The following is a 26,087-nucleotide window of genomic DNA, read 5'->3' as shown; positions in this document are numbered from 1 at the left end:
GCCCCCGCACAGTGGGTTCGGACCGCCTGGTCTCGCGGCGCGTACGCGGCCTTACAGGGCGAGGCCCGTCAGGACGAGCACACGCTCGTAGGTGTAGTCGTCCATCGCGAACTTGACGCCCTCGCGGCCCACGCCGGAACGCTTGGCGCCGCCGTACGGCATCTGGTCGGCGCGGTACGAGGGGACGTCGCCGACGATCACGCCGCCGACCTCGAGGGCGCGGTGGGCGCGGAACGCGGTCTGCAGGTCGTGGGTGAAGACACCGGCCTGGAGACCGAAGTCCGAGTCGTTGACCGCGGCGAAGGCCTCGGCCTCGCCGTCGACCTTCGCGATGGTCAGGACCGGGCCGAAGACCTCGGCACGGGCCAGGGTGACGCCCGCCGGGAGCTCGGTGAGCACGGTCGGGGCGTAGGTCGCGCCCTCGCGCTTGCCGCCCACGACGAGCTTGGCGCCGGCGGCGACGGCCTCGTCCACCCAGGACTCGACGCGCTGCGCGGCGGCCTCGTCGACCAGCGGGCCGACGTCGGTGGCGGCGTCGGACGGGTCACCGGTGACCTGCGCCTCGACGGCGGCGACGATCTTCGGCAGCAGGCGGTCGTGGACGGAGGAGTCGACGATCACGCGCTGGACGGAGATGCAGGACTGGCCGCCCTGGTAGTTGGAGAAGGTGGCGATACGGCTCGCCGCCCAGTCCAGGTCCTCCTCGGAGGACCAGTCGGCGAGGACGACGGCGGCGGCGTTGCCGCCCAGCTCCAGGGTGCAGTGCTTGTGGGGCACCGACTGCTGGATGGCGTAGCCGACCTTGTCGGAGCCGGTGAAGGAGATGACCGGGAGGCGCTCGTCCTGGACGAGGGCGGGCATCCGGTCGTTGGGCACGGTCAGGATCGACCAGGAGCCGGCCGGCAGGTCGGTCTCGGCCAGGATCTCGCCCAGGATCAGGGAGGAGATCGGGGTCGACGGGGCCGGCTTGAGGATGATCGGGGCGCCGACGGCGATGGCCGGGGCGACCTTGTGGGCGCTGAGGTTCAGCGGGAAGTTGAACGGCGCGATGCCGAGGACCACGCCCTTGGGGATACGGCGGGTGAGGGCGAGGCGGCCCGCGCCGCCGGCCTCGGTGTCCAGGCGCTGGGCCTCGCCGGCGTTCCAGCGGCGGGCCTCCTCGGCGGCGAAACGGAAGACGGAGACGGCACGGCCGACCTCACCGCGGGCCCACTTGATGGGCTTGCCGTTCTCGGCGGAGATCAGCAGGGCGATCTCCTCGGTGCGCTCGGCGAGCCGCTTCGACACGTGGTCGAGGGCGGCGGCGCGGACGTGCGCCGGGGTCGCGGCGAACTCGTCGACGACGGCGTGCGCGGCGGCGACGGCCTCCTCGACCTGGGCCTCGGTGGGCACGCTGACCTTGCCGACCAGACGTCCGTCGAAGGAGTTCGTGACGTCGAAGGTGGCCTCGCCGGTGGCCTCGCGGCCGGCGAGCCAGAAGGCGTGGGTGGTCGTCATTGCGTCCCGGCCCTTTCCGTTTCGGGGAGCGAGCGATTGCTCTCGTGACACGTTAGGGCCGGGAGGCCGAAGCGGCGTTTGTCCGGTGTGGAGTGGTGGCGGCGAGCCGCTGTCCGCTTTGGCCGAAGGGGCGGCGGGCGTCGCCGTCCGTCACCGGCGTGCGTACGCCGAGCAGGGCCGTACGGACCGCGTCTCGCCGCTCCGGCGCGCGACGACGACCCGGTCGGGGGACGGTTGGTCATCCACGCCGTTCGGTCGAGACGATGAGACAGACACCGCCGACGACGATCGCGCCGCCGAGCACGATGGGCCAGGACAGGGCCTCGTTCAGGACGAGGGCGCCGAGCGCGACCGCCACGACGGGGTTCACGTACGCGTACGTCGCCACGAGCGAGAGCGGTGCGGCCTGGAGGAGCCAGGCGTACGCGGTGAAGGCGATCAGGGAGCCGAAGACGATCAGATAGGCGAGCGCAGCCCAGGAGCGGCCCGAGACGTCGCCGAGGTCGAGGCCGTGCTGCTCGCCCCGGACCAGGCCGATGACGAGACCGGCCAGTCCGCCCGCGATCATCTCGTACGCACTGGCCGTGAACGGGTTGGCGGGCATCGGGAGGCGCGCGGAGGAGAACGAGCCGACGGACCACAGCAGGGTCGCGACCACCACGAGGACGACGCCGACGACCTTCACGTCACCGCTGAGCCCCGGCAGGGTGAGCACCCCGAGCCCCACGAGACCCAGGAGCACACCGGCGACCCCGCCGGCGGTCGGCCGCTGCCCGGTGGTGGCCTTCAGGATCACGACCCAGGCCGGGACGACGGAGATGAGCAGGGCGGCCAGGCCGGACGGGATGGAGGTCTCGGCGAGGACGACGAGGCCGTTGCCGCCGGGTATCAGGAGCAGACCGACGAGGACGGCCGAGCCGAGCTGCCGGCGGGTGACCTTGAGGGCGGCGGGGCCCTGGCGCCGGGCGATGATCCCGGCGAGGAGCAGGCCTGCGGTGACGAAGCGGGCGCCGGAGGAGAGGAACGGCGGCATCGTCTCGACGACGATCCGGATGCCGAGGTACGTGGAGCCCCACACGACGTAGACGATGCCGAGCGCGGCCCACACGGCACCGGTGATCCGGCGGGCGGGCGCGCCGGGGATGGGGGCGGCGGGGGTGCGGGGCTCGGAGGCGCGCTGGGGTGCCTCGGGGGCGCCCAGGGGTGCCTCGGGGGCCGGATCGACGGCGGGGCTTGTCATGAGCAGGAGAGTAGGGAGTCAGGGGGCGGTTGACCAAGAAAATTGCCCGAGTTCGGGCAGGCCGGGGCGGTTGGGTGGCCCACGGGGGCCCGTTCCGAGGCAATGGCAGGATGTCCGGACCACGACGGAAGAAGACGCCGGGGTGGGGAGACGTCTCGGAGACATGGGGGAAACACATGGTCGTGATCGCTTTGACCAGCGTCCTGCTGCTCGCCGTCGGAGGGTGTGTCTGCGTGGTGTGGGCGGCGCGGGGCGGTCCGCGCTGGGTCCGCGCCGTGGCCGCCGTGACGCTGACGATCGGCAGCATCCTGCGCGACAGCAACCGGCGGCGGAGCCGCGGATCGAACGGTGACGGGAACAACGGGAGCTGGGGCTCGGACGGCGGCGGGGGCTCGGACGGCTAGGGACTTTCCGGACACCCCCTAGCAGGGCCGGGCGGGCCTACTCCGCGCCCTCCCCCGTCGCCTTCAGCGCCAGCCACAGCTCCATCCGGACGTCCGGGTCGTCCAGCGAGCGGCCGAGGATCTCCTCCACCCGCCGCATCCGGTAGCGCAGGGTGTGCCGGTGGACGCCCAGGTCGGCCGCCGCCGCGTCCCACTGGCCGTGCCGGGAGAGCCAGGCCCGCAGCGAGGCGACCAGATCGCCGCGGCCCGTCGCGTCGTGGTCCTTGAGGGCGCGGAGCATCCCGTCGGCGAAGGCGCGGACGGCGTCGTCGGCGAGGAGCGGCAGGACCGAACCCGCCGCCAGGTCCTCGTGCTCCACGAGTGCCTTCCCCCGCCGTCGGGCCACCGAGAGGGCCTGCTCCGCCTGCTTGTACGCCCCGGCGGCCACGATCGGCCCGGCGGGGGCCGAGAGGCCGATGGTCAGACCCGCGTCCTCCGCCTCCCGCTCCGCGTACGTCTCGCAGGCGGCGACGACCGCGCCGCCGTCCCCCGCGAGGACCACGAGCCGCTGCTCGCTCTCGGGGACCGCGAGCACCGCCTCGCCCGCACGGGCCGCCGCCGCCTCCAGGGCCTCGGCCAGGACCGGGAGGGCCGGTTCGGCGGTGGTGTCGCCTCCCGCGGGCTCCGCGACGAGCAGCCGGAAGGGGGCGTCGAGCAGCCCGCCGTACACATCGCCCGCCACCGCCCGCGCGTGGTCCGGCTGACCCGCGAGCAGCATCCGCAGAACCGCCGCGCCGAGCCGCTGTTCGGCCGCCTGGAGAGAACGGGACCGCTCCGTCGTGAGGGTGAGCAGGGCGATCGCCGAGTGGACGGCGTACCGCTCCGCCGTCCCGAGGGGTGCGCCCGTGCCGACCGCGAGGGCGCCCCGCACCCGGCGCCCGGTCCCGAGCGACTGGAGTTCGACGCGGTCGTCCGTACCGCCGACGACGGCGCTGGCGGGGGCCGGCCGGTCGCGCAGCCGCTCCACGTCGGGGGTGAGCCGGGCGGCCCGGCGCGCCGCCCAGTCGGGGGAGACGGCGACGACCGTGCCGGAGGTGTCGTAGAGCGCGGCCCAGCCGTCGACGTGCGCGGCGAGCCGGGCGACCACGGCCTCGGGGCCCTCGGCGAGCGCGGCCCTGGTGAGCTCGCGCTGCGCCTCGAAACCGGCGGTGACGGCGCGGTACTGGTCGGCGGAGATGGCCGCGGACACGGCCTTGCTGATGGCGAGGAAGGGGGTCCGGCGCGGCACTTCGAGCAGCGGCAGGTGCTCCTCGCGGGCGGCCTCCAGAAGGGCGGAGGGGATCTCCTCGTAGTTGACGCCCACGGCGAAGCCGAGCCCGACGACGCCCGCGCCGAGCAGCCGCCGCACGTAGCGGCGCATCGCCTCCAGGTCCTCCGCGTCGAGCGTGAGCGCGGTGGTGAGGAGGAGTTCGCCGCCCTCCATGTACGGGACGGGGTCGGTGAGCTCGCTGACGTGCGCCCAGCGGACAGGCGTGTCCAGGCGGTCCTCACCGGCCCGGACGACGAGCTTCAGGGAGGAGTGCTGGACCAGCGAGGCGAGGGTGGGCGGCATTGGGGACCGTCGGACCTTTGGGCGAGGGGGCGCCGCTCAGCCGAGCGGCGCCCCCGATTGTGCCAGGGCGGGTGGGCGCCCGCTCGGCCGCGCGAACCGGGTGGAAGCCGCCGGACGCCCACGCGTCGGGCGGAGGCCGCCGGACGCCGACGCGCCTCCCGGGCCGGCCGGGAGGTGAGGGGCGCGCGCTCAGCCGTGCAGGTCGACGAGCAGGGGCGGTGTGTGCTCTCCGCGCACATGGGTGAGGGAGAGGACGGCGTGCCCCGGCGGCACGGCGTGGGCGAGGTCGGAGGCCGACCACCGCTGCCGCTCCACCTCCCGCACGGTGACGGCCTCGGTGGTCACGGCCTTGCCGGTCACCAGCTTGCGCAGGGCGTGGAAGGCCCGGGTCATCGGCTGGTCGGCGAAGACGGTGTGGTGGGCCACCTCGGTGGTCTCCACCCGTTCGGTGCCCCACGCCTCGGCGAAGGCCCGGCCGTCCCAGGTGGGCAGCCCGGAGAACGCCATCCGGCAGCCGACCACCGCGAGGAGCGGCCCGTGCAGGGCCTCGGGCACCTCCGCGAGGGTACGGAGGGCGAGCACGACGGCCGCCTTCTGCGGGCGCAGCCGCTGGAGGGCCCGTACGGTCCCGGGCGTGAGCGCGCTCGCCGCGTCGTCGAGCACCAGGAAGGCGAGGTGGCCCCGGCCGGTCCGGTCTCGGGTGACGGACTGGAACTGGGCGAGCAGCAGCCGGTTCAGGAGTCGCGCGGCCTCCTCGTGGCCGCCCTCCGGCAGGCTGATCCGCACCCGCATCGGGTGCTGGGCGACGGCCGCCAGGGAGAAGGCCCGGGAGTCGCGGCCGCCGCCGAAGAACTCGGCGAAGACGGGCCGGTCGAGGGCGGCGAGCCGGTCGGCGAGCACCGGGCCGAGGTCGGTCGCGGTGCCGACCTGGCGGATCCGTGAGTCCAGCTCGCGTCGCATGGCCTGCGCGCCGTCGGCGGGCAGCAGGTCGAGCAGGTCCCGGAGGGTGTCGGAGCGGGCTTCGAGCAGCTCGCGCAGGACCGGGACGGCCGGGAAGTGTCCGTACGCGGTCCGGTACGGGCCGATGAGCTGCGCGAGGACGGTGGCGGCGCGCCGGGTCTCCACTCCCTCCAGGTCGCCGACGAGTCCCTCGGCGAGGAAGGCGGCGGCCTCGTCCGGGTCGGTGGTCCCCGCGTACAGGTCGAGGTCGTGGCGGGAGGAGGGGTCGCCGAGCCGGACGACGACGTCGTACGCCTCGTCGGCGCCGAGCGGGGCCGAGGCGGCGCCGACGGCGACGACGGCGCAGGTGCCGGTGAGCGCCTGGAGAGTGAGCGCCTCGACGACGGGTGCGACGAGTGCGCGGGTCTTGCCCGCGCCGGAGGGGCCCACCGCCAGGAGGGAGGTGCCGAGGAGTCCGGGGTCGAGTGCGAGCCCGGCCCCGTGGTACGGGTGCGGGGTGCGCTCCGCGGGCACGTACCGGCCGATCCTGACCTGGTCCACGAGCAGGTCGTGGGTGGCGGAGCGGCGGGGCAGGTCGCGGGCGCCGGACGGGTGGGTGCCCGTGGCGGCGCCCTGCTCGACGAGCTTCCCGACGAGGGCGGCGCGGCGTACGGCGTCCCGGTCGGTGTCGCGCCAGGCGCGGCGGACGCGGGCGCAGTCGACGTCGTTCATCCGTCCGGTGAGCAGTTCGCCGACGAGCACCTCGGCCGCGCGGTGTCCGCCCGCCTCCCGCAGCTCGGGCCACTGGGAGCGAGGGACGCCGGGTGCGGCGGGGGCCGGGGCGGTGGCACCGGCGGCGGAGCGGGTGCGCCGGGCGCGGTAGAGCTCGGGCCATCCGCCGACGCGGGCGAAGGGCCAGACGACGAGCGCGGTGACGACCGCGTAGAGCGGATAGACGAGGAAGGGGGATTCCAGGACGTCGTAGCCGCCCCCCACGAGGGAGACCAGGGAGAGCACGGGCGAGGCGACGGGCAACGGGTCCCAGCCGAGACCGAAGGCCTCGGGCCAGACGAACGCCAGCGCGATCAGGGCTCCGGCGCCCGCCAGTGCGGCACGGACGGGCGGGCGGAAGCGGCCGAGGTAGTGGCGGACGATCCTGCCCCAGGCGCCGAGCGCCGCGATCGCGCAGACGAGTCCGACGAAGACGGCGCCGCCGAAGACCTCGTGGGCCGCGACGCCGTGCCAGTCCCGTGGCGCGGTGGTGCCGTGGTACCACCAGTCGCCGGGCGTGAGGGTCTGGAGCACGGCGTACATGTACGGGAGCGTGCCGCGCCGGTAGGCCGACCAGATGAGCAGGCCGACGGCCACGGGGATCAGCATCCCGGCGACGGTGGCGGGCGCGAGGCGCGCGGGTGAGGCGGGCGGCGGCGGGACGTGGCGGAACCGCCAGACGCCGAGACCGGCCTCGGTGCGGGGGGCGTCCAGCCATTCGACGACGGGGTGGCGCGCCCCGGGGGCGTCGGCGGGCCGCGGCGGGACCGACGGAGCGGGGGCCGGGCCCGGTGTCGATGCCGGGGCCGGGGTGTGCGCGGGCACGGGGGGTACGGACGGGAGCCCTGCGGCCCCGGGACCGGCGGCCGGAGCGGCTCCGCCGGCCGGGCGCCGGGCCGGACCGGTGGACGCCGGGGCGACCGGCGGACGCCCCCGCGAGGGGGGACCCGCCGGGCGCGGCACCGGAGGGAAGTCCTTCGCGGGCGGTGGTACGGGGGGTGGTGCCGCTCCGCCGAACGGGTCGCGCGACTCGTACGTGCCGTCGGTCTCCATGAACCCCTGCCCCCTGACCAGCCAGGTCGCCGTCTCTGTGCCACCGTCAATCTAGTGGGCCGGGGACGCCCCGGAGGGGTTTCACCCACCCGTGTGCCCGCGTACCCCCGGACGCGCGGGCGAGACGCCCCGGGGGCGCGGAACCGGACCCGTCATGTCCATCGCGGACAACGACACACCCCCCACCACTACCGATCGGCGCATGCCTCCGCACCTCCCCCGCACCTAGCCTGCGGAGGAAACCCGCAAGTGCGTCCAGAACACCCCTCAGGAGCCCCGCATGAACGCTGTCCCGCAGGAGCGGCGCATCGTCACCGCCATCCCCGGTCCGAAGTCGCAGGAGCTTCAGGCCCGCCGTCTCGACACGGTCGCCGGTGGCGTGGGCTCCACGCTCCCCGTCTTCACGAAGCGGGCCGGCGGCGGCATCATCGAGGACGTCGACGGCAACCGTCTGATCGACTTCGGTTCCGGCATCGCCGTGACCTCGGTCGGCGCCTCCGCCGAGGCCGTCGTGCGCCGCGCAGCCGCGCAGCTCCAGGACTTCACCCACACCTGTTTCATGGTGACGCCGTACGAGGGCTACGTGGAGGTCTGCGAGGCGCTCGCCGAGCTGACCCCGGGCGACCACGCGAAGAAGTCCGCGCTGTTCAACTCCGGCGCCGAGGCCGTCGAGAACGCCGTCAAGATCGCCCGTTCGTACACCAAGCGCCAGGCCGTCGTCGTGTTCGACCACGGCTACCACGGCCGTACGAACCTCACCATGGGCATGACGGCGAAGAACATGCCGTACAAGCAGGGCTTCGGTCCGTTCGCCCCCGAGGTCTACCGCGTGCCGGTGGCCTACGGCTACCGCTGGCCCACCGGTGCCGAGAACTGCGGCCCCGAGGCCGCCGCCCAGGCGATCGACAACATCACCAAGCAGATCGGCGCCGACAACGTCGCCGCGATCGTCATCGAGCCGGTCCTCGGCGAGGGCGGCTTCATCGAGCCGGCCAAGGGCTTCCTGCCGGCGATCGTGAAGTTCGCCAACGACAACGGCATCGTCTTCGTCGCCGACGAGATCCAGTCCGGCTTCTGCCGCACCGGCCAGTGGTTCGCGTGCGAGGACGAGGGCGTCGTCCCGGACCTCATCACCACCGCCAAGGGCATCGCGGGCGGTCTGCCGCTCGCCGCCGTCACCGGCCGCGCCGAGATCATGGACTCCGTCCACGGCGGCGGTCTGGGCGGCACCTACGGCGGCAACCCGGTGGCCTGCGCCGCCGCGCTGGGCTCCATCGAGACGATGAAGGAGCTCGACCTCAACGCCAAGGCCAAGCGCATCGAGGAGGTCATGAAGGCCCGCCTCACCGCCATGCAGGAGAAGTTCCCCGCCATCGGCGACATCCGCGGCCGCGGCGCCATGATCGCCATCGAGCTGGTCAAGGACCCGGTGACCAAGGAGCCGTACGCGGAGGCCGCCGCCGCGCTGGCGAAGGCCTGCCACGCCGAGGGCGTGCTGGTCCTGACCTGTGGCACCTACGGCAACGTGCTGCGCTTCCTGCCGCCGCTGGTCATGGGCGAGGACCTGCTCAACGAGGGCCTCGACATCATCGAGAACGCGTTCGCCCAGATCTAGTCGAAGTCCGATCGGGGTTTGATCAGGTCTGATCGGGGTCTGGTCTGGACCCGATCTCCGATCCGATCGCGGATCTGACACTCCGTGTGAAGACTCTGTGGGGGGCCGATGGCGGGATGCGTTTCCGGCTGTCGGTCCCCTCTTCTCTGACGTACGGTTTCTGCAGATGAGAGAAACACCCCGGGCGGAGCCTCCCCAGCCCCGCCCACACCGTGCCGTCGCGCACACCACCGGAGCCTCGTGCTCCGGGACTCCTCACCGATCGGACGGCCGCCCGCCCCACACCCCCCGGGGCGCGCGGCGACCCGATCCCCTCGGCCGCCCTGGAACCACCCCCCCTGTTCCAGGGCGGCCGGCTCTCTTCTCGGCGCTCGTCGCCCTCGTCGTCGTGACCTGGCAGGTGCTCGTCCACGGCCCCTTGGCCAGGCTCGACGAGCGGGTGTCCCGGGCCCTGGTGGACACGGTTCCCCGGCCCCTGAGCGAACTCGCCTCCGACCTCGGCAACATGACGGTCGCCCTTCCGGTGCTCGCCTGCGCGCTGGTCTACGCGGTGTGGCGGGGCCGGCGTCCCGCCGCCCTGTACGCGGGCCTCGCCATGGCCGCCGTACCGATCCTGGTGATCCCCCTGAAGGAGTGGACGGCCCGCCCCGGCCCGCTGGAGCCCTGGGCGCACGGCTACTACCCCTCGGGCCACACGGCCACGGCCGCCGTCGCCTACTTCGGCGCGGCCTTCCTGGTCTCGAACCGGCTGATCCCCGTCGCCGCCGTGCTGACGGCGGTGACGGGGACCGGACTTGTGCTCCGGGGCTACCACTGGCCGCTCGACGTACTGGCCAGTCTCTGCCTCGCGCTGCTGGTGCTGGCGGTCAGCTCCAGTTGTACGCGTCGAAGTTGTTCGAGAACTGCCACTGGTTGTACCGGTCCCAGTTGATCGACCAGGTCATCAGGCCGCGCAGGGCGGGCCAGGTGCCGTGGGTCTGGTAGGAACCGCAGTTGACCTTCTTCGTCAGGCAGTCCAGGGCCTTGTTCACCTCGGCGGGGGCCGTGTGGCCGTTGCCCGCCTGGGTGGAGGCCGGGAGGCCGATCGCGACCTGGTCGGCGCGGAGCGCCGGGAAGAAGCGCTCCGTGTTGCCGGCGACGGGGAAGCCGGTGAGGAGCATGTCGGTCATGGCGATGTGGAAGTCCGCGCCGCCCATCGAGTGGTACTGGTTGTCCAGGCCCATGATGGAGCCCGAGTTGTAGTCCTGGACGTGCAGCAGGGTGAGGTCGTCGCGCAGGGCGTGGATGACCGGCAGGTAGGCCCCGGCGCGCGGGTCCTGTCCGCCCCAGGGGCCGGAGCCGTAGTACTGGTAGCCGAGCTGGACGAAGAAGGTCTCCGGGGCCATCGTCAGGACGAAGTTCTGGCCGTACTTGGCCTTGAGCGTCTTCACCGCGGAGATCAGGTTGACGATGACCGGGCTCGTGGGGTTCCGGAAGTCGTTGTCGCCGGTCTGGAGCGACAGCGAGTGGCCCTCGAAGTCGATGTCGAGGCCGTCGAGGCCGTACTCGTCGATGATCTTCGACACGGAGGAGACGAAGGTGTCACGGGCGGCCGTGGTGGACAGCTGGACCTGGCCGTTCTGGCCGCCGATGGAGATCAGGACCTTCTTGCCGGCGGCCTGCTTGGCCTTGATCGCGGCCTTGAAGTCGGCGACGGACTCGACGTTGGGGCATTCGGTGGCCGGGCAGAGGCTGAAGCGGATGTCGCCCGAGGTCACCGAGGTCGGCTCGCCGAAGGCGAGGTTGATGACGTCCCAGGAGGCGGGGACGTCGGCCATCCGGGTGTAGCCGGAGCCGTTGGCGAAGCTGGCGTGGAGGTAGCCGACGAGGGCGTGTGCGGGCAGTCCGGGGTTGCCGCCCCCGCCGCCGCTGGTCGTCGTCGCGCTCACGGTGGCCGACTTCGCGGACTCGCCGGCGCTGTTCACGGCGCTGACCTGGAAGGTGTACGCGGTGGAGGCGGTGAGTCCGGTGACGGTGGCCGAGGTGCCGCTGACGGTCTGGACCTTGGTGGTCCCGCGGTAGACGTTGTACGAGGTGGCGCCGGAGACGGCGGACCAGGTCAGCGGGACGGAGGTGGAGGTCGGGGAGCCCGCCGCGAGGCCGGTGGGGACGGCCGGGAGCTGCACCGGGTCGCCGCCGGGGCCGAAGAGGGAGAGGTCGTCGGCCTGGTAGGCGGGGGTGCCGTACCAGCCGTGGGTGTAGATCGTGACCGAGGTGGTCGAGGCGCCGGTGGTGAAGGTGGTGGCGAGCCGCTGCCAGTCGGGGGCGGAGCCGGTCCAGGTGGAGACGTCGGTGGTGCCGGTGCCGGAGGCGCCGAGGTAGACGTAACTGCCGCGGACCCAACCGCTCAGCGTGTAGGAGGAGTTGGGCTTGACGGTGACGGTCTGCGAGCAGCGGGCGTTGTCGCTGCCGGCGGGGGTCGCCTGGAGCGCCTTCGTGCCGCTGCGGACCGGCGTGGAGACGGCGGCGCCGCTGCCCGCCGAGCAGGTCCAGCCGTCGAGGCCGGCCTCGAAGCCGCCGTTGCGGGCGAGTTCGGCGTCGGCGGCCTGGGCCGCGGGGCCGAGCGCGGCGAGCCCTCCGGCGGCTAGGACGCCCGCGAGGAGCAGGGTGAGAGGTCTGGCGCGGTCCACAACTGCCTCCGGGGGTGGGGGAATCGAGGTGGGAGCGCGCCACAGCATGGTCCAGACCAATCGAGTGGTCAAGACCTCTGCCCATGACGTCCGCACGGCGGACGGACCGGTCCGCCCACCGTACGGACCACGCCTCCCTAGGGGGCGTCCGGAAAGTCGCGCCAGGCGTCGCGAGCCACGCGGGACTTTCCGGACACCCCCTAGGACCCCCCTCCCGCCCGGCCGATACGTCCCGCCGCCTCGTGCATCGCCATCTCCAGGAGTGCCGCGTCCGTGAGGGTGCCCACGCCGTCCGGCGCCACCAGCCAGCGCACCCCGCCGGTCGCCCGGCCCGGGTACGGGACGACGATCCAGGTCCCGGCGCCCGCGCCGCGCACCCCGGTGCCGAGCCAGCGGGTCGCGGTGCCCGGCGGGACGAAGAAGCCCGTCCGGGCGTCGCCGAAGTCGGCGAGGACCGGGCCCGGCCGGTCCACCAGGCGGGTCAGCACGTCGAGCGTGGGGTAGCCGAGCTCCGCCGGCAGGATCAGGACGTCCCAGCGCCTGCCGGCCGGCAGCAGCGCGACCCCGTGCGGGTTGCGCTCCCACTCCCACCGGCAGGCGTCGGGATCGGGTGCGACCGAAACCAGCCACTCCACCGCGCTCTTGGCGCCCGAGGCCCCCGTACCAGTCATCGCAACGGTCTCCTTCCGTGTGGACACGGTGTCCGTACGGAGAGAGCGATTCGGGCGGCCGCTCTTACGCGGTTTCAACTACCGATCGGTTGTGATGTAGGTCACATCATGGGCCTGGTGGGTCGCATCCCGGGCCTGCGGGGTCTCAGCTGTCGAAGCCGAGCCCCATCCGGTCCATCGCCTTCAGCCACAGATTGCGGCGGCCGCCGTTCTCGTCGGCGCGCGCCATCGCCCACTTGGTGATGCCGATACCGGCCCAGGCGATCGGCTCGGGCGGGAACGGAAGCGGCTTGTGGCGGACCATCTCCAGGTCGGTGCGCTCGGTGCGCTCCCCCGCCAGCAGGTCGAGCATCACGTCCCCGCCGAAGCGGGTGGCGCCGACGCCGAGGCCGGTGAACCCGGCCGCGTACGCCACCTTGCCCTGGTACGCCGTACCGAAGAAGGCCGAGAAGCGGGAGCAGGTGTCGATCGCGCCGCCCCAGGCATGGCTGAAGCGCAGCCCCTCCAGCTGCGGGAAGCAGTGGAAGAACTGCTCGGCGAGCTTGAGGTAGGTCTCCGGGCGGTGGTCCATCTCGGCGCTGACCTTGCCGCCGAAGGGGTAGATCGCGTCGTAGCCGCCCCAGAGGATGCGGTGGTCGGCGGTGATCCGGAAGTAGTGGAACTGGTTGGCGCAGTCGCCGAGTCCCTGCCGGTTCCGCCAGCCGACGGAGGCCAGCTGCTCGGGGCTGAGCGGCTCGGTCATCAGGGCGTAGTCGTAGACCGGGACGGTGTACGACCGGACGCGCTTGACCAGGGACGGGAAGACGTTGGTGCCGAGCGCGACCCGACGGGCGAGGACCCTGCCGTACGGGGTGCGTACGCCCACGCCGGCGCCGGCGTTGACCAGTTCGAGCCCGGGGGTGTTCTCGAAGATCCGGACGCCCAGGTCCTGGCAGGCCCGCTTCAGGCCCCAGGCCAGCTTGGCGGGGTTGAGCATGGCGACGCCGCGCCGGTCCCAGAGGCCGCCGAGGAAGGTCGGCGAGTCGACCTCGGAGCGGACCGCGTCCCGGTCGAGGAGTTCGAGGCCGTCCGCGAGACCGAGCCGGTCGATCTCCTCGTACATCTCGTGGAGTTCGTCGAGCTGGTACGGCTCGGTGGCCACGTCGATCTCGCCGGTGCGCTCGAAGTCGCAGTCCAGGGAGTAGCGGGCGACCGCCTCCTCGATGGCGTCGAGGTTGCGCTCGCCGAGCTCCTCCAGCTTCGGCAGCTCGCCCGGCCAGCGGGCGAGCCCGTTGCCGAAGCCGTGGGTGAGGGAGGCGGCGCAGAAGCCTCCGTTGCGGCCCGAGGCGGCCCAGCCCACCTCGCGGCCTTCGATCAGTACGACATCCCGGGCGGGGTCGCGCTCCTTGGCGAGGAGCGCGGTCCACAGTCCGCTGTAGCCGCCGCCGACGACGAGGAGATCGCACTTCTCGGTGCCGGTGAGGGCGGGCAGGGCGCCGGGCTTGCCGGGGTCTTCCAGCCAGAAGGGGACGGGCTGGGCGTCGGAGAGAGATTGTGCAGCGAGACGCATGGCGACTGGGGCCATGGTTTCCAACTCCTTCGGTGCCTGGGCTGCTTTCCGCTCAGGCTGTTGCTGTTTTCTTGCGCCGGTTCGTAATAATTTGCCCGGCTACGACCACCAGTACCGCAAGGGCGAACATCGCGGTGCCGATGACGTTGATCTGAACGGGGGTTCCTCGCTGCGCCGAGCCCCAGACGAACATGGGGAAGGTGACGGTGGAGCCCGCGTTGAAGTTGGTGATGATGAAGTCGTCGAACGAGAGCGCGAAGGCGAGCAGGGCGCCGGCGGCGATGCCGGGCGCGGCGATCGGCAGGGTCACCCGCAGGAAGGTCTGCGCCGGGCCCGCGTAGAGGTCGCGCGCGGCCTCCTCCAGGCGCGGGTCCATGGACATGACCCGGGCCTTGACCGCCGTCACGACGAACGACAGACAGAACATGATGTGGGCGATCAGGACCGTCCAGAAGCCCAGCTCGATCCCCATGTTGAGGAAGAGGGTGAGCAGGGAGGCGGCCATGACGACCTCGGGCATCGCCATCGGCAGGAAGATCAGCGAGTTGATCGCACCGCGCGCCCGGAAGCGGTAGCGGACGAGCGCGAAGGCGATCATCGTGCCGAGGACGACGGCGCCGACGGTGGCCCAGGCGGCGAGCTGGAGCGAGAGGGAGAGCGACTCGCACATGTCGGCGACGCCGCAGGGGTCCTTCCAGGCGTCGAGGGAGAACTCCTGCCAGGAGTAGTTGAAGCGGCCCTTCGGCTTGTTGAAGGAGAACGCCATGACGACGAGGTTCGGCAGGATCATGTACGCGAGCGTCAGCAGGCCCGCGATGACGACGAGGTTGCGTCGTATCCAGCGCATCAGACCAGGTCCTCCGTTCCGGCACGGCGGATGTAGACGGTGACCATGGCAAGGACGATCGCCATGAGGATGAAGGAGAGCGCGGCCGCCGTCGGGTAGTCGAGGACGCGCAGGAACTGCGACTGGATGACGTTGCCGACCATCTTGGTGTCGGTGGAGCCGAGCAGTTCGGCGTTGACGTAGTCGCCGCTCGCCGGGATGAAGGTGAGCAGGGTGCCGGAGACGACGCCGGGCATCGACAGCGGGAAGGTCACCTTGCGGAAGGTGGTCGCCGGGGAGGCGTACAGGTCCTGCGCGGCCTCGTGGAGCCGGCCGTCGATCCTCTCCAGGGAGGTGTAGAGGGGCAGGATCATGAAGGGCAGGAAGTTGTACGTGAGACCGCAGACGACCGCCATCGGGGTGGCGAGGACGCGGTCGCCCTCGGTCCAGCCGATCCAGCTGGTCACGTCGAGGACGTGCAGCGCGTTCAGCGCGTCGACGACGAGGCTGTCGTCCGCGAGGATCGTCTTCCACGCCAGCGTCCGGATGAGGAAGCTGGTGAAGAAGGGCGCGATGACGAGGACGAGGAGCAGGTTGCGCCAGCGGCCGGCCTTGAAGGCGATCAGATAGGCGAGCGGGTAGCCGAGCAGCAGGCAGAGCAGGGTCGCGGTCCCGGCGTAGAGCAGGGAGCGGACGAACTGCGGCCAGTACTCGAGGAAGGCGTCCCAGTAGGTCTGGAAGTGCCAGGTGACCTGGAAGCCCGCTTCGAGGGAGCCGGTCTGCACCGAGGTCGAGGCCTGGTAGACCAGCGGCAGCGCGAAGAAGACCAGCAGCCAGATGATGCCGGGCAGCAGCAGCCAGTAGGGGACGAGCCGCTTGCGGGTGGAGGGCTTGCGCAGCACCGGTTCCTCGACCGGTGCCGCCTCCTCCTTCGTGAGGGTCGGGGCGCTCATCCGGCGTCCTCCACCGTCTCCACGCCCGCGTCGATGTCCTGGGCTGCGTCGAGCCCGAAGGTGTGCGCCGGGTTCCAGTGCAGGACCACCTCGGCGCCGGGGACCAGCCGGGTGTCGCGCTCGATGTTCTGCTCGTACACCTGGAGTTCGGCCCCGGCCGGGCTGTTCACCACGTACTGGGTGGAGACACCGATGAACGAGGAGTCGGCGATCCGGCCGGTGACCCGGTTGCGGCCGTCGGCTATCGAGCCCGCGTCGTCCTTGTGCGTCAGCGAGATCTTCTCGGGGCGGACGCCCACGAGTACCTTTCCGCCCTGGCGGACGGCGGAGGTACAGCGGTCGCCGGGTACGCGGAGCTTTCCGCCGCCCGCGGTGACCAGGACGTCCGAGCCTCCGGAGCCCGTCTCCAGGACCTCGGCCTCGATGAGGTTGGAGGTGCCGAGGAAGTTGGCGACGAACGTGGTCTGCGGGTTCTCGTACAGGTCGGCGGGGGCGCCGAGCTGCTCGACCCGGCCGCCGTTCATCACCGCGACCTGGTCGGCCATCGTCATGGCCTCCTCCTGGTCGTGGGTGACGTGCACGAAGGTGATGCCGACCTCGGTCTGGATCCGCTTGAGCTCCAGCTGCATCTGGCGGCGCAGCTTGAGGTCGAGGGCGCCGAGCGGCTCGTCGAGGAGCAGCACCTGCGGGTGGTTGATGAGGGCGCGGGCCACGGCGACGCGCTGCTGCTGGCCGCCGGAGAGCTGGTGCGGCTTGTGCCGGGCCTTGTCGCCGAGCTGGACGAGCTCCAGCATGTCGTCGACCTGCTTCTTCACCGACTTGATGCCGCGGCGGCGCAGGCCGAAGGCGATGTTCTCGGTGATGTCCATGTGCGGGAAGAGCGCGTAGGACTGGAAGACGGTGTTGACCGGCCGCTTGTACGGCGGGAGGTCGGTGACGTCCTTGTCGCCGAGGAAGACGGTGCCGGTGCTGGGGTCCTCCAGGCCCGCGATCATCCGCAGGGTGGTGGTCTTGCCGCAGCCGGAGGCGCCGAGGAGGGCGAAGAAGGAGCCCTGCGGGACGGTCAGGTCCAGCGGGTGGACGGCGGTGAAGGATCCGTAGGACTTGCTGATCCCGGTGAGACGGACGTCGCCTCCGCCAGGGTTCTTTCCGGTGTGAGCGGTCTTGTCAGTCATGGGTTGTGGTCCCGGGGGAGTGAGAGAGGTGGACGACGTGGGCCTCAGGCGCCGATGAGCTTGGCGAACTTCTCCTCGTACGCCGTCTCCTCCGCGCTGGTGAGCGAGCGGAAGGCGCGCGACTTCTTGGCCATGGCCTTGTCCGGGAGGATCAGCGTGTTGTTCGCGAGCTCGGGGTCGATCTTGGCGAGCTCGTCCTTCACCCCGTCGACGGGACAGACGTAGTTGATGTACGCGGCGAGCTGGGCGGCGACGGGAAGCTCGTAGTAGTGGTCGATCAGCCGCTCGGCGTTCGTCTTGTGCCGGGCCTGGGCGGGAACGAGCAGGTTGTCGCTGGAGGTGATGTAGCCGGCGGACGGGATGGAGAACCTGATGTCCGGGTTGTCCGCCTGGAGCTGGATGATGTCGCCGGCCCAGGCGAGGCAGGCGGCGATGTCGCCCTTGTCCAGGTCGGAGGTGTAGTCGTTGCCGGTGAAGCGGCGGATCTGCTTCTTGTCGACGCCCTTCTGGAGGCGTCCGATCGCCGCGTCGTAGTCGGCGTCGGTGAACTTCCCCGGGTCCTTGCCCATGTCGAGCAGGGTCATGCCGACGGAGTCGCGCATCTCGGTGAGGAAGCCGACCCGGCCCTTGAGCGAGGGGTCGTCCAGGAGCTGGGTGACCGAGTCGACCTTCTTCCCGCCGGTCGCCTTGATGTTGTACGCGATGACGGTGGATATGCCCGTCCACGGGTACGAGTAGGCGCGGCCCGGGTCCCAGTCGGGGCTGCGGAACTGGGCGGAGAGGTTCGCGTACGCGTGGGGGAGGTTCGAGGCGTCGAGCTTCTGCGCCCAGCCGAGCCGGATGATGCGGGCGGCGAGCCAGTCGGTGACGCATATCAGGTCACGACCGGTGTCCTGGCCGGCCGCGAGCTGCGGCTTGACCTTGCCGAAGAACTCGACGTTGTCGTTGATGTCCTCGGTGTACTTGACCTTGATCCCGGTGCGCCTGGTGAACGCCTCCAGGGTCGGGCGGGACTTCTCGTCCTCGCTGACGTCCATGTACTCGGTCCAGTTGGAGAAGGAGAGGCTCTTCTCCTTGGCCGAGACGTCCGTGGAGGCGGGCCCCTGGCCCTCCCGCTTGGCCGGCGGGATGCCGCAGGCGCTCAGGGACGCGAGGCCTCCGACGGTGAGCGCGCCCACGCCGCCCGCGCGCAGCATCGAACGGCGGGTGAGGGCGCCCCGGCCGCTCGTCAGGCTGCGACGTATCGCCGCCGTCTGCGCGGCGGAGAGGCTGTCGGGCTCGTACTGCTCCATGCGCTGTGCCCTTTCGGGATGGTTGCGCCGCCCGGTCCGGCGGCGAGTGACTATCGGTCCCCGAAGATCGTGCGGTGCCAGTCCTTCGCGGCGACCGCGGTGTTGTCGTACATCACGTGCTTGACCTGCGTGTACTCCTCGAAGGAGTAGGCCGACATGTCCTTCCCGTAGCCCGAGGCCTTGGTGCCGCCGTGGGGCATCTCGCTGATGATCGGGATGTGGTCGTTGACCCAGACGCAGCCGGCCTTGATCTCGCGGGTGGCGCGGTTGGCCCGGTAGACGTCCCGGCTCCAGGCCGAGGCGGCCAGGCCGTACGGGGTGTCGTTGGCGAGCCGGATGCCCTCGTCGTCGCTGTCGAAGGGCAGGGCCACCAGCACCGGGCCGAAGATCTCCGACTGCACGACCTCGCTGTCCTGGGCGGCGCCGGTGATCAGGGTCGGACGATAGTACGCACCGTCCGCGAGCTCTCCGCCAGGGGCTTCGCCGCCGGTGACGACGGTGGCGTAGCCGCGGGCCCGGTCGACGAAACCGGCGACCCGGTCGCGCTGGGCGTGGCTGATCAGCGGGCCGAGGTCGGTGGTCGGCGCGAAGGGGTCGCCGAGCCGGACGGTCTCCATCAGCTCGGCGACGCGCGCGACGAAGGCGTCGAAGAGCGGGCGCTGGATGTAGGCGCGGGTGGCCGCGGTGCAGTCCTGGCCGCTGTTGATGAGGGAGGCGGCGACGGCGCCGTGGGCGGCGGCCTCCAGGTCGGCGTCGTCGAAGACGACGAAGGGTGCCTTGCCGCCGAGTTCGAGGTGGAGGCGCTTCACGGTGGCGGTGGCGATCTCGGCGACCCGCTTGCCGACGGGGGTGGAGCCGGTGAAGGAGGTCATGACGACGTCGGGGTGACCGACGAGGTGTTCGCCGACGGTCTTCCCGGCGCCGTTGACGATGTTGACGACACCGTCGGGGATGCCGGCCTCCTTCGCCGCCTGCGCGAACATCAGGGAGGTCAGCGGGGTGAGCTCGGCGGGCTTGAGGACGATCGTGTTGCCGGCGGCGACGGCCGGGAGGATCTTCCAGGCGGCCATCTGGAGCGGGTAGTTCCAGGGGGCGATGGAGCCGACGACGCCGATCGGCTCGCGCCGGACGTACGAGGTGTGGTCGCCGCTGTACTCGCCGGCCGACTGGCCCTGGAGGTGACGGGCCGCGCCCGCGAAGAAGGCGGCGTTGTCGACGGTGCCCGGTACGTCGAACTCGGTGGTGAGCTTGAGCGGCTTGCCGCACTGGAGGGACTCGACGCGCGCGAAGTCCTCCGCCCACTCGGCCAGGACACCGGCGAAGCGGTGGAGGGCGTCGGAGCGCTCGCCCGGGGTGGCGCCCGACCAGCCGGGGAAGGCGGCCTTGGCGGCGGCGACGGCCTCGTCGACGTCGGCGGTGGAGGCGAGCGTGTAGGTGTACACGCTCTTTCCGGTCGCCGGGTCGATCACGCTGTGTTCCTGGCCGGAGGTTCCGGCGCGGAGCCGCCCGCCGATGTACTGTGCGCCGTCCGCGAAGCGGTCCGTCACCTGGAAGCGGTTGCCCATGACGCTCTCCGTTGTTCCAGCTCGATTTGAGTGCCGATCCTGACATGACGACAGTGGGCCAACAAGTGATTCCGTTGTTGCCTTTTGGTTACGCGACGGAATCGGTCGACCATGTGTCGAGGCGCCCGGAAAATCTCCGTACGGAGTGTCCGTGGCGGATGCCACACTCGCATGCATGAGCGAGATCGAGGCCCTGACACAGCAGGTCAACAGGGGTGACACGGTGAAGTGGCTGCACTTCTGGGGGCATCGACCGCACCCGGACGGGCGTCTCTCGGCGAGCTGTCTCAGCCAGTGGTGGCCGGCCCCGTTCGTGGTCGACGGCGTGTCGTACGCGACGGCGGAGCACTGGATGATGGCGGCCAAGGCCCGCCTCTTCGGGGACGCGGAGGCCGAGCGGGCGGCGCTGACCGCCCGTACACCGGCCGAGGCCAAGAAGGCCGGCCGGCTGGTGCGGAACTTCGACGAGACGGTGTGGGCCCGGGAGCGCTTCGCGATCGTCGTCGAGGGCAGCGTCCACAAGTTCTCCTCGGACGAGGCCCTGCGCGGCTATCTCCTGGGCACCGGCACCCGCGTCCTGGTGGAGGCCAGCCCGCTGGACCGGGTCTGGGGGATCGGCCTGGCGGCCGACGACCCGCGCGCCCACGACCCCGCCCGCTGGCGCGGCGCCAACCTCCTGGGCTTCGCCCTGATGGAGGCCAGGGAGCGGCTGCTGCGGGGCGAGTGAGCGGCACCCGGGGCCGGCACACAGGGTCACCACGCAGGGCCGGCCCCCGGGTCGCCGAGCTCAGGGCCCCTACGCAGGCCCGCACGAAGGGCCCCGCACCTGAAGAGGTGCGGGGCCCTTCGTACGGGCCGCGGCCCACGGGTCACCACCCGTGCGCGGCCGCCCTCGTGTCGCTCAGCGGCCGCTCTCGACCACCAGGCTCGACGCGAACGGGTCCTCGTCGTAGCCGGAGTCGTCGAAGGAGCTGCTGTCCTGGGAGATCGCCCAGATGACGAAGCCCAGGAAGACGGCGCTCACCAGGGTGCCGATCGAGCCGAGGACGATGCCCGCGACGGCCATGCCCCGGTTGGTCGCCTCGCCCCGGCCCGCCTTCTTCACGCCGATGATGCCGAAGATCAGCGCCAGGACGCCGAGGACGACCCCCAGGCCGTACAGACAGAAGCCCGCCACCGCGATGATGCCGAGCACCATCGAGGCCGTCCCCATGCCGTTGGACGGGGACTGCGGATAGCCGGTCTGGCCGGGCTGGCCGGTGTAGCCGCCGCCGTACGACGGGTAGCCGGGGTAGCCGTACCCGGAGGCCGTCGGCTGCGGGGTCGCGGCCGTCGGGTAGCCGTACCCGGAAGCCGACGGGGCCGCGGCCGCGGGGTAGCCGTACGCTCCGGGCGTGGCCGCCGGGCCGCCGGGGGCGACCGGTGGCGGCGGCACCGCGCCGCCGGGCTCGGCGAGCGGCACGGACGTGACGGTCTGCTGGTCGTGCACCGGCGAGGGCGACGGCGTCACCGGCTTGCTCAGTTCCACCCCGTCGCGGTTCGGCGGAGCCCACGGGTCCGTCGGGTCGTACCCGTCCCGCGACTGGTCTCGATTGTCAGACATGGGCCTCCCCCATCATGGTCCCGCCATGCTACGGCCTCCCCCCTGAGGGGGATCCTTCCGGCCTACGATGATCCGATGACCGATCTCCATCCCTTCATCGCCGGCCTCCCCAAGGCCGAACTGCACGTCCACCACGTCGGCTCCGCCTCGCCCCGGATCGTCGCCGAGCTCGCGGCCCGGCACCCCGACTCCAAGGTCCCCACGGACCCGGAGGCGCTGACCGACTACTTCTCGTTCACGGACTTCGCGCACTTCATCGACGTCTACCTGTCGGTCGTCGACCTGGTCCGCACCCCCGAGGACGTCCGGCTGCTGACCTTCGAGGTCGCCCGTGACATGGCCCGGCAGAACATCCGGTACGCCGAGCTGACCATCACTCCCTACTCCTCGACCCGCCGCGGCATCGACGAGCGCGCCTTCATGGCGGCGATCGAGGACGCCCGCAAGTCGGCCGAGGCCGAGTTCGGCACCATCCTGCGCTGGTGCTTCGACATCCCGGGCGAGGCCGGACTCGTCTCCGCGGAGGAGACCGCCCGCCTCGCCACCACCGACGGGCTGCGCCCCGACGGCCTGGTCTCCTTCGGCCTCGGCGGCCCGGAGATCGGCGTGCCGCGTCCCCAGTTCAAGCCGTTCTTCGACCGGGCGCGCGCGGCCGGTCTGCGCTCCGTCCCGCACGCGGGCGAGACGACCGGACCGCAGACGATCTGGGACGCGATCAACGACCTGGGCGCCGAGCGCATCGGCCACGGCACCAGTTCGGTCCAGGACCCGGCGCTCCTCGCCCACCTGGCGGAGCACCGCATCGCCCTGGAGGTCTGCCCGACCTCCAACATCGCCACCCGCGCCGTCGCCACCCTGGACGAGCACCCGCTCCGGCAGATGGTGGACGCCGAGGTCCTCGTCACGATCAACAGCGACGACCCGCCGATGTTCGGCACGGACCTCAACAACGAGTACGCGGTCGCCGCCCGGCTCCTCGACCTCGACGAGCGCGGTGTCGCCGCCCTCGCCAAGAACGCCGTGGAGGCCTCCTTCCTCGACGCGGCCGGCAAGTCCCGGATCGCCGCCGAGATCGACACGTACACCGACAACTGGCTCGCCCGCTGACGACGGCGAGAATGGGGACATGGACTCCGACTCCGCCATGGACCCCCTCGCCGGCGCCGAATCCGCCGCCGGAACCGCCGCCGGGACAGCCGCCGAAGCCGCCGCGCACGGCTTCGCGGAAGCCGCCGACGGCACGGCCCCCGTCACCGTCGTGGCCCATCGCGGCGACCCGTACCGCGTCCGCGAGAACACACTCCGCTCGATCGCCTCGGCGATCGAGCGGGGGGCGGACGCCGTCGAGGTCGACGTCCGGCTGACGAAGGACGGGGTGCCCGTCCTCCTCCACGACGACACCCTGAAACGCCTCTGGGGCCACGATCGGCCCCTCTCCGCGCTCTCCCACGAGCAGGTCGGCGAGCTGACGTACGGAGGCGTCCCGACCCTGCGCGAGGCGCTGCTCACCGCCGGGGAGCACCGGCTGATGCTGGATCTGCCGGGCGGCGACGAGAACTCGGTCCGCGCGATCGTCCGTACCGTCCGCGAGTGCGGCGCCGGGGAGCGGGTGTACTACTGCGCCGGGGCGGTCGCCATGCTCCAGGTCCGCGCCGCCGACCCGCACGCCGAGATCGCCCTGACCTGGACCTCGCTCGCCCCGCCCCGACCGGTACTGCTCGACGTGGTGCGCCCCCGATGGCTCAACTACCGCTTCGGGCTGGTGAGTCGGGGGCTGACCGAGCGGGTGCACCGGGACGGGATGCTCGTCTCGGCCTGGACCGCGGACACCTCCCGCACCATGCGTAAGCTGATCAAGAACGGGGTCGACTCGGTCACCACGAACAGGGTCGACGCACTCGCCGCCGTCCTGCGAAAGGCTCGCCCATGAACGACCGGATCCGGACCGACATCGCCCACAACGCCCGGGTGTGGAACTACTGGCTGGGCGGCAAGGACAACTACCCGGTGGACCGGGCGGTCGGCGACCAGGTCACCGGCTTCTACCCGAGCATCGGCGAAGTCGCGCGTGCCGACCGGGCGTTCCTCGGCCGCGCCGTGACCCACCTGGCCGCCGAGCGGGGCGTCCGCCAGTTCCTGGACATCGGTACGGGGCTGCCGACCGCCGACAACACCCACGAGGTGGCCCAGCGGTCCGCGCCCGACGCCCGGATCGTCTACGTCGACAACGACCCCATCGTCCTCACCCACGCCCGCGCGCTCCTGACCAGCGCGCCGGAGGGGATCACCGAGTACGTGGACGCCGACGCGCACGACCCGGAGAAGATCCTGGCGGCGGCCGGCGCGACGCTCGACCTCTCCCGGCCGGTGGCGGTGATGATGCTCGGCATCCTCAACTTCGTCCTGGACACCGACGAGGCCCGGAGCATCGTGCGGACCCTGATGGACGCCGTCCCCTCCGGCAGCTTCCTGGTGCTGACCCACCCCACCCTGGAGCCGGAGCTCGGCGGCGAGGGCAACAAGGCCGCGATGGCCTTCTGGAACGAGAACGCGACCCCGCCGATCACCGCCCGCAGCCGGGCCGAGTTCACCTCCTTCTTCGAGGGTCTCGACCTCCTGGAGCCGGGCGTCGTCTCCTGCTCCCGCTGGCGGTCCGCCACCGAGGACACCCACGTGGTGGCGCAGTTCGGCGCGGTGGGCCACAAGCCGTAATGGACGTACGGGGGAAGATACGCGCCCGGTGGGAGCGGACACGGACCTGGGGCGCGGCGAACCCGTGGGCCGTGGACCTCGGGATCGCGCTGCTCGTACAGGCGGCGATGACGATGCCGTTCGTGGTGCCCCGCCCGCCCGAGATCGAACCGGCGACCTGGCCCGCGTACGGACTGACCACGCTCACGGTGCTCCCGCTGGTCTGGCGGCGGCGCGCGCCGCTCGCCGTGCTCCTGGCGATCCTGGCGACGAGCGCGCTGTACAGACTGGCGGTGGAGGGACCGGGGCAGCCGCTGCCGTACACCGGGCTCGTCATCGTCTACACCATCGCGCTGGTCTCGCCTCCGTGGAAACGGCTGGCGACCGCGGGGCTCCTGGTCGTCGCGGTGCCTGCCTCCGTCTGGCTCAACACCCAGTCGGCCCGCGAACTGACCTTCTCCCTCTTCGTGTTCGCCGCCGCCTATGTCTTCGGGCGCCTCCAGGACGCACGGCAGCGCGCGCACCTCGTGGAGGCCGAGCGGGCGGCCGCCCGCGAACGGGCCAGGATCGCGCGGGAGATGCACGACATCCTGTCGCACGCGGTGAGCCTGATGGTCGTACAGGCGGAGGCGGGTCCGGTGGCGGTACGGGCGGCGCCGGAGCGCGCCGAGGCCGCGTTCGAGGCGATCTCGGAGACGGGCCGCGAGGCGATGACCCAGTTGCGGCAGATGCTGGGGCTGCTGCGGGAGGGGTCGGAGGGTGCGGCGCCCCGCGAGCCGCAGCCGGATCTCTCCGAACTCCCCGAACTGGTGCGCCGGGTGAACGCCAGCGGTCTGAAGGTGGCGTTCACGACGGAGGGCGGGGTACGGGCGCTGCCCACGGCGACCGGCGCCGGCGTCTACCGGATCGTTCAGGAGGCATTGACGAACGTCGTCAAGCACGCGGACGCCCGCGCGGCCGACGTCCGGCTCGTCCACGCGGACGGCGTCCTGCGGATCACGGTGACGGACGACGGACGCGGCCCCGGGCCGGGGGCGGGGACGGGGACGGCCGCACGCGCGTCCGGCGGCCACGGTCTCATGGGCATCCGGGAGCGGGCCGCCGCCCACGGCGGGACGGCGACGGCCGGACCGGGGCCGGACGGCCGGGGGTTCGAGGTGCGGGTCCTGCTCCCCGTACCCTCCACGGCGGAGGTGGGGAGATGACGACGATCCGAGTGGTGGTCGCGGACGACCAGGAACTGGTCCGCAGCGGCTTCGCGATGATCCTGGACGCACAGCCGGACATCGAGGTGGTGGCGGAGGCCGGGGACGGGGCGCAGGCGATCGAGGCAGTGCGCCGGCACTCCCCCGACGTGGCGCTGCTCGACATCCGGATGCCCGGGACCGACGGCATCGAGGCCTGCCGGGTGATCGGCGCGGAGTCCGGCTGCCGGACGGTGATCCTGACGACCTTCGACACCGACGCCTATGTGTACGAGGCGCTGCACGCGGGCGCGAGCGCGTTCCTCCTCAAGGACGTGCGACGGGACGATCTGGTGCACGCGGTACGCGTGGTGGCGGCGGGCGACTCGCTGCTCGCCCCGTCCGTGGCCCGCCGGCTGGTGGAGCAGTACACCGCGGGAGGCCCCCGCAGGACGGCCCCCGACCCCCGGCTCGACGTACTGACCGGCCGGGAGCGGGAGACCCTGCTGCTGCTCGCGCGCGGTCTGTCCAACGCGGAGATCGCGACGGAGCTCGTGGTCAGCGACCACACGGTGAAGACCCATGTGGGGAACGTGCTCGCCAAACTGGGCCTGCGCGACCGGATCCAGGCGGTGATCTGCGCGTACGAGACGGGACTGGTCGCGGCCGGCTCTCCCCCGCCCGGGGGAGCCGAGGGGCGGGGCTCCTCCCCCGCGTCGGCGAGGAACTGACCGGCGGAAGACCGCCGGTGCGGGCGATCCGCCGATCGTCGCCGGTCAGCAGGATGGAGCCATCGAGA

The 26,087-nt window shown here is 72.0% G+C and carries 22 protein-coding genes; 9 read left to right on the top strand and 13 right to left on the bottom strand.

The window, feature by feature from the left end:
• Positions 1–51: 51 nt before the first annotated feature.
• Both IE311_RS08610 and IE311_RS08605 read right to left on the bottom strand, forming a co-directional pair.
• Positions 52–1,497 (bottom strand): aldehyde dehydrogenase family protein, encoded by a 1,446-nt coding sequence (locus IE311_RS08610; protein ID WP_189830966.1) that lies wholly within the window; start codon positions 1,495–1,497, stop codon positions 52–54.
• Between the two features lie 238 nt (positions 1,498–1,735).
• Complete coding sequence (locus IE311_RS08605) at positions 1,736–2,737, bottom strand: EamA family transporter (protein WP_229901788.1); 1,002 nt, start codon at positions 2,735–2,737, stop codon at positions 1,736–1,738.
• A 176-nt stretch (positions 2,738–2,913) separates the two neighbouring features.
• Here IE311_RS08605 and IE311_RS08600 point away from each other — a divergent pair, with 176 nt between their 5' ends.
• A complete protein-coding gene (locus IE311_RS08600) occupies positions 2,914–3,141 on the top strand; it encodes a hypothetical protein (protein WP_189830965.1) in 228 nt (75 codons plus the stop codon).
• 37 nt (positions 3,142–3,178) lie between these two features.
• On the opposite strand, the gene IE311_RS08595 is transcribed toward IE311_RS08600, so the two are convergent.
• Together IE311_RS08595 and IE311_RS08590 are read right to left on the bottom strand one after the other, a co-directional pair.
• Positions 3,179–4,732, bottom strand: coding sequence for a PucR family transcriptional regulator (locus IE311_RS08595; RefSeq protein ID WP_189830964.1), 1,554 nt, complete (start codon positions 4,730–4,732; stop codon positions 3,179–3,181).
• Between the two features lie 189 nt (positions 4,733–4,921).
• Positions 4,922–7,495: an ATP/GTP-binding protein gene (locus IE311_RS08590; RefSeq protein WP_373313778.1), complete on the bottom strand. Its 2,574-nt coding sequence runs from the start codon at positions 7,493–7,495 to the stop codon at positions 4,922–4,924.
• 280 nt (positions 7,496–7,775) lie between these two features.
• Between IE311_RS08590 and gabT the strand changes: the two genes are divergently transcribed.
• Both gabT and IE311_RS08580 read left to right on the top strand, forming a co-directional pair.
• Positions 7,776–9,110, top strand: a complete 1,335-nt coding sequence (gabT, locus tag IE311_RS08585) for a 4-aminobutyrate--2-oxoglutarate transaminase (RefSeq protein WP_189830963.1) — start codon at positions 7,776–7,778, stop codon at positions 9,108–9,110.
• 166 nt (positions 9,111–9,276) lie between these two features.
• The gene (locus IE311_RS08580) at positions 9,277–10,041 is read left to right on the top strand and encodes a phosphatase PAP2 family protein (RefSeq protein ID WP_189830962.1); all 765 of its coding nucleotides are present in this window, start codon (positions 9,277–9,279) and stop codon (positions 10,039–10,041) included.
• Here the strand turns inward: IE311_RS08580 and IE311_RS08575 are convergent.
• From IE311_RS08575 to IE311_RS08540, 8 genes are all read right to left on the bottom strand, one after another.
• Entirely contained in the window at positions 9,977–11,779 is a 1,803-nt protein-coding gene (locus IE311_RS08575; RefSeq protein WP_189830961.1) for a chitinase, read from the bottom strand. The genes IE311_RS08580 and IE311_RS08575 overlap by 65 nt on opposite strands.
• 200 nt (positions 11,780–11,979) lie before the next feature.
• Positions 11,980–12,450 (bottom strand): bifunctional DNA primase/polymerase, encoded by a 471-nt coding sequence (locus tag IE311_RS08570; RefSeq protein ID WP_189830960.1) that lies wholly within the window; start codon positions 12,448–12,450, stop codon positions 11,980–11,982.
• Between the two features lie 145 nt (positions 12,451–12,595).
• Positions 12,596–14,014 (bottom strand): NAD(P)/FAD-dependent oxidoreductase, encoded by a 1,419-nt coding sequence (locus IE311_RS08565; RefSeq protein ID WP_189830959.1) that lies wholly within the window; start codon positions 14,012–14,014, stop codon positions 12,596–12,598.
• 37 nt (positions 14,015–14,051) lie between these two features.
• Positions 14,052–14,846 carry an ABC transporter permease gene (locus IE311_RS08560; RefSeq protein WP_189830958.1) on the bottom strand — a complete coding sequence of 265 codons (795 nt, stop codon included), beginning with the start codon at positions 14,844–14,846 and terminating at the stop codon, positions 14,052–14,054.
• On the bottom strand, positions 14,846–15,778 hold the full coding sequence (locus IE311_RS08555) for an ABC transporter permease (RefSeq protein WP_189830957.1): 933 nt from the start codon (positions 15,776–15,778) through the stop codon (positions 14,846–14,848). Before IE311_RS08555 ends, IE311_RS08560 begins: the two co-directional genes overlap by 1 nt.
• Positions 15,775–16,953, bottom strand: coding sequence for an ABC transporter ATP-binding protein (locus IE311_RS08550; protein WP_189830956.1), 1,179 nt, complete (start codon positions 16,951–16,953; stop codon positions 15,775–15,777). Before IE311_RS08550 ends, IE311_RS08555 begins: the two co-directional genes overlap by 4 nt.
• A 44-nt stretch (positions 16,954–16,997) precedes the next feature.
• Complete coding sequence (locus IE311_RS08545; RefSeq protein ID WP_189830955.1) at positions 16,998–18,245, bottom strand: ABC transporter substrate-binding protein; 1,248 nt, start codon at positions 18,243–18,245, stop codon at positions 16,998–17,000.
• 50 nt (positions 18,246–18,295) lie between these two features.
• The gene (locus IE311_RS08540; protein ID WP_189830954.1) at positions 18,296–19,810 is read right to left on the bottom strand and encodes a gamma-aminobutyraldehyde dehydrogenase; all 1,515 of its coding nucleotides are present in this window, start codon (positions 19,808–19,810) and stop codon (positions 18,296–18,298) included.
• Between the two features lie 175 nt (positions 19,811–19,985).
• Between IE311_RS08540 and IE311_RS08535 the strand changes: the two genes are divergently transcribed.
• Entirely contained in the window at positions 19,986–20,537 is a 552-nt protein-coding gene (locus IE311_RS08535; RefSeq protein WP_189830953.1) for an NADAR family protein, read from the top strand.
• A 174-nt stretch (positions 20,538–20,711) separates the two neighbouring features.
• Here the strand turns inward: IE311_RS08535 and IE311_RS08530 are convergent, their stop codons facing one another.
• Positions 20,712–21,413, bottom strand: a complete 702-nt coding sequence (locus IE311_RS08530; protein ID WP_189830952.1) for a DUF4190 domain-containing protein — start codon at positions 21,411–21,413, stop codon at positions 20,712–20,714.
• Positions 21,414–21,488: 75 nt separating this feature from the next.
• Between IE311_RS08530 and IE311_RS08525 the strand changes: the two genes are divergently transcribed.
• Genes IE311_RS08525 through IE311_RS08505 form a run of 5 tightly spaced genes read left to right on the top strand, consistent with a single transcriptional unit; the run spans position 21,489 to position 26,019 of the window.
• Positions 21,489–22,520: an adenosine deaminase gene (locus IE311_RS08525; RefSeq protein WP_189830951.1), complete on the top strand. Its 1,032-nt coding sequence runs from the start codon at positions 21,489–21,491 to the stop codon at positions 22,518–22,520.
• 19 nt (positions 22,521–22,539) lie between these two features.
• Positions 22,540–23,343, top strand: a complete 804-nt coding sequence (locus IE311_RS08520) for a glycerophosphodiester phosphodiesterase (RefSeq protein WP_189830950.1) — start codon at positions 22,540–22,542, stop codon at positions 23,341–23,343.
• Positions 23,340–24,125, top strand: coding sequence for an SAM-dependent methyltransferase (locus IE311_RS08515; RefSeq protein ID WP_189830949.1), 786 nt, complete (start codon positions 23,340–23,342; stop codon positions 24,123–24,125). Before IE311_RS08520 ends, IE311_RS08515 begins: the two co-directional genes overlap by 4 nt.
• The gene (locus IE311_RS08510) at positions 24,125–25,309 is read left to right on the top strand and encodes a sensor histidine kinase (RefSeq protein WP_189830948.1); all 1,185 of its coding nucleotides are present in this window, start codon (positions 24,125–24,127) and stop codon (positions 25,307–25,309) included. The genes IE311_RS08515 and IE311_RS08510 overlap by 1 nt, the downstream gene beginning before the upstream one ends.
• A complete protein-coding gene (locus IE311_RS08505; protein ID WP_189830947.1) occupies positions 25,306–26,019 on the top strand; it encodes a response regulator transcription factor in 714 nt (237 codons plus the stop codon). Before IE311_RS08510 ends, IE311_RS08505 begins: the two co-directional genes overlap by 4 nt.
• The last annotated feature ends 68 nt before the right edge of the window (positions 26,020–26,087 follow it).

This window comes from Streptomyces zaomyceticus (assembly GCF_014656215.1).
GTDB classification, from domain to species: Bacteria; Actinomycetota; Actinomycetes; order Streptomycetales; family Streptomycetaceae; genus Streptomyces; species Streptomyces zaomyceticus.
This window is presented reverse-complemented; position numbering and strand designations above follow the sequence as displayed.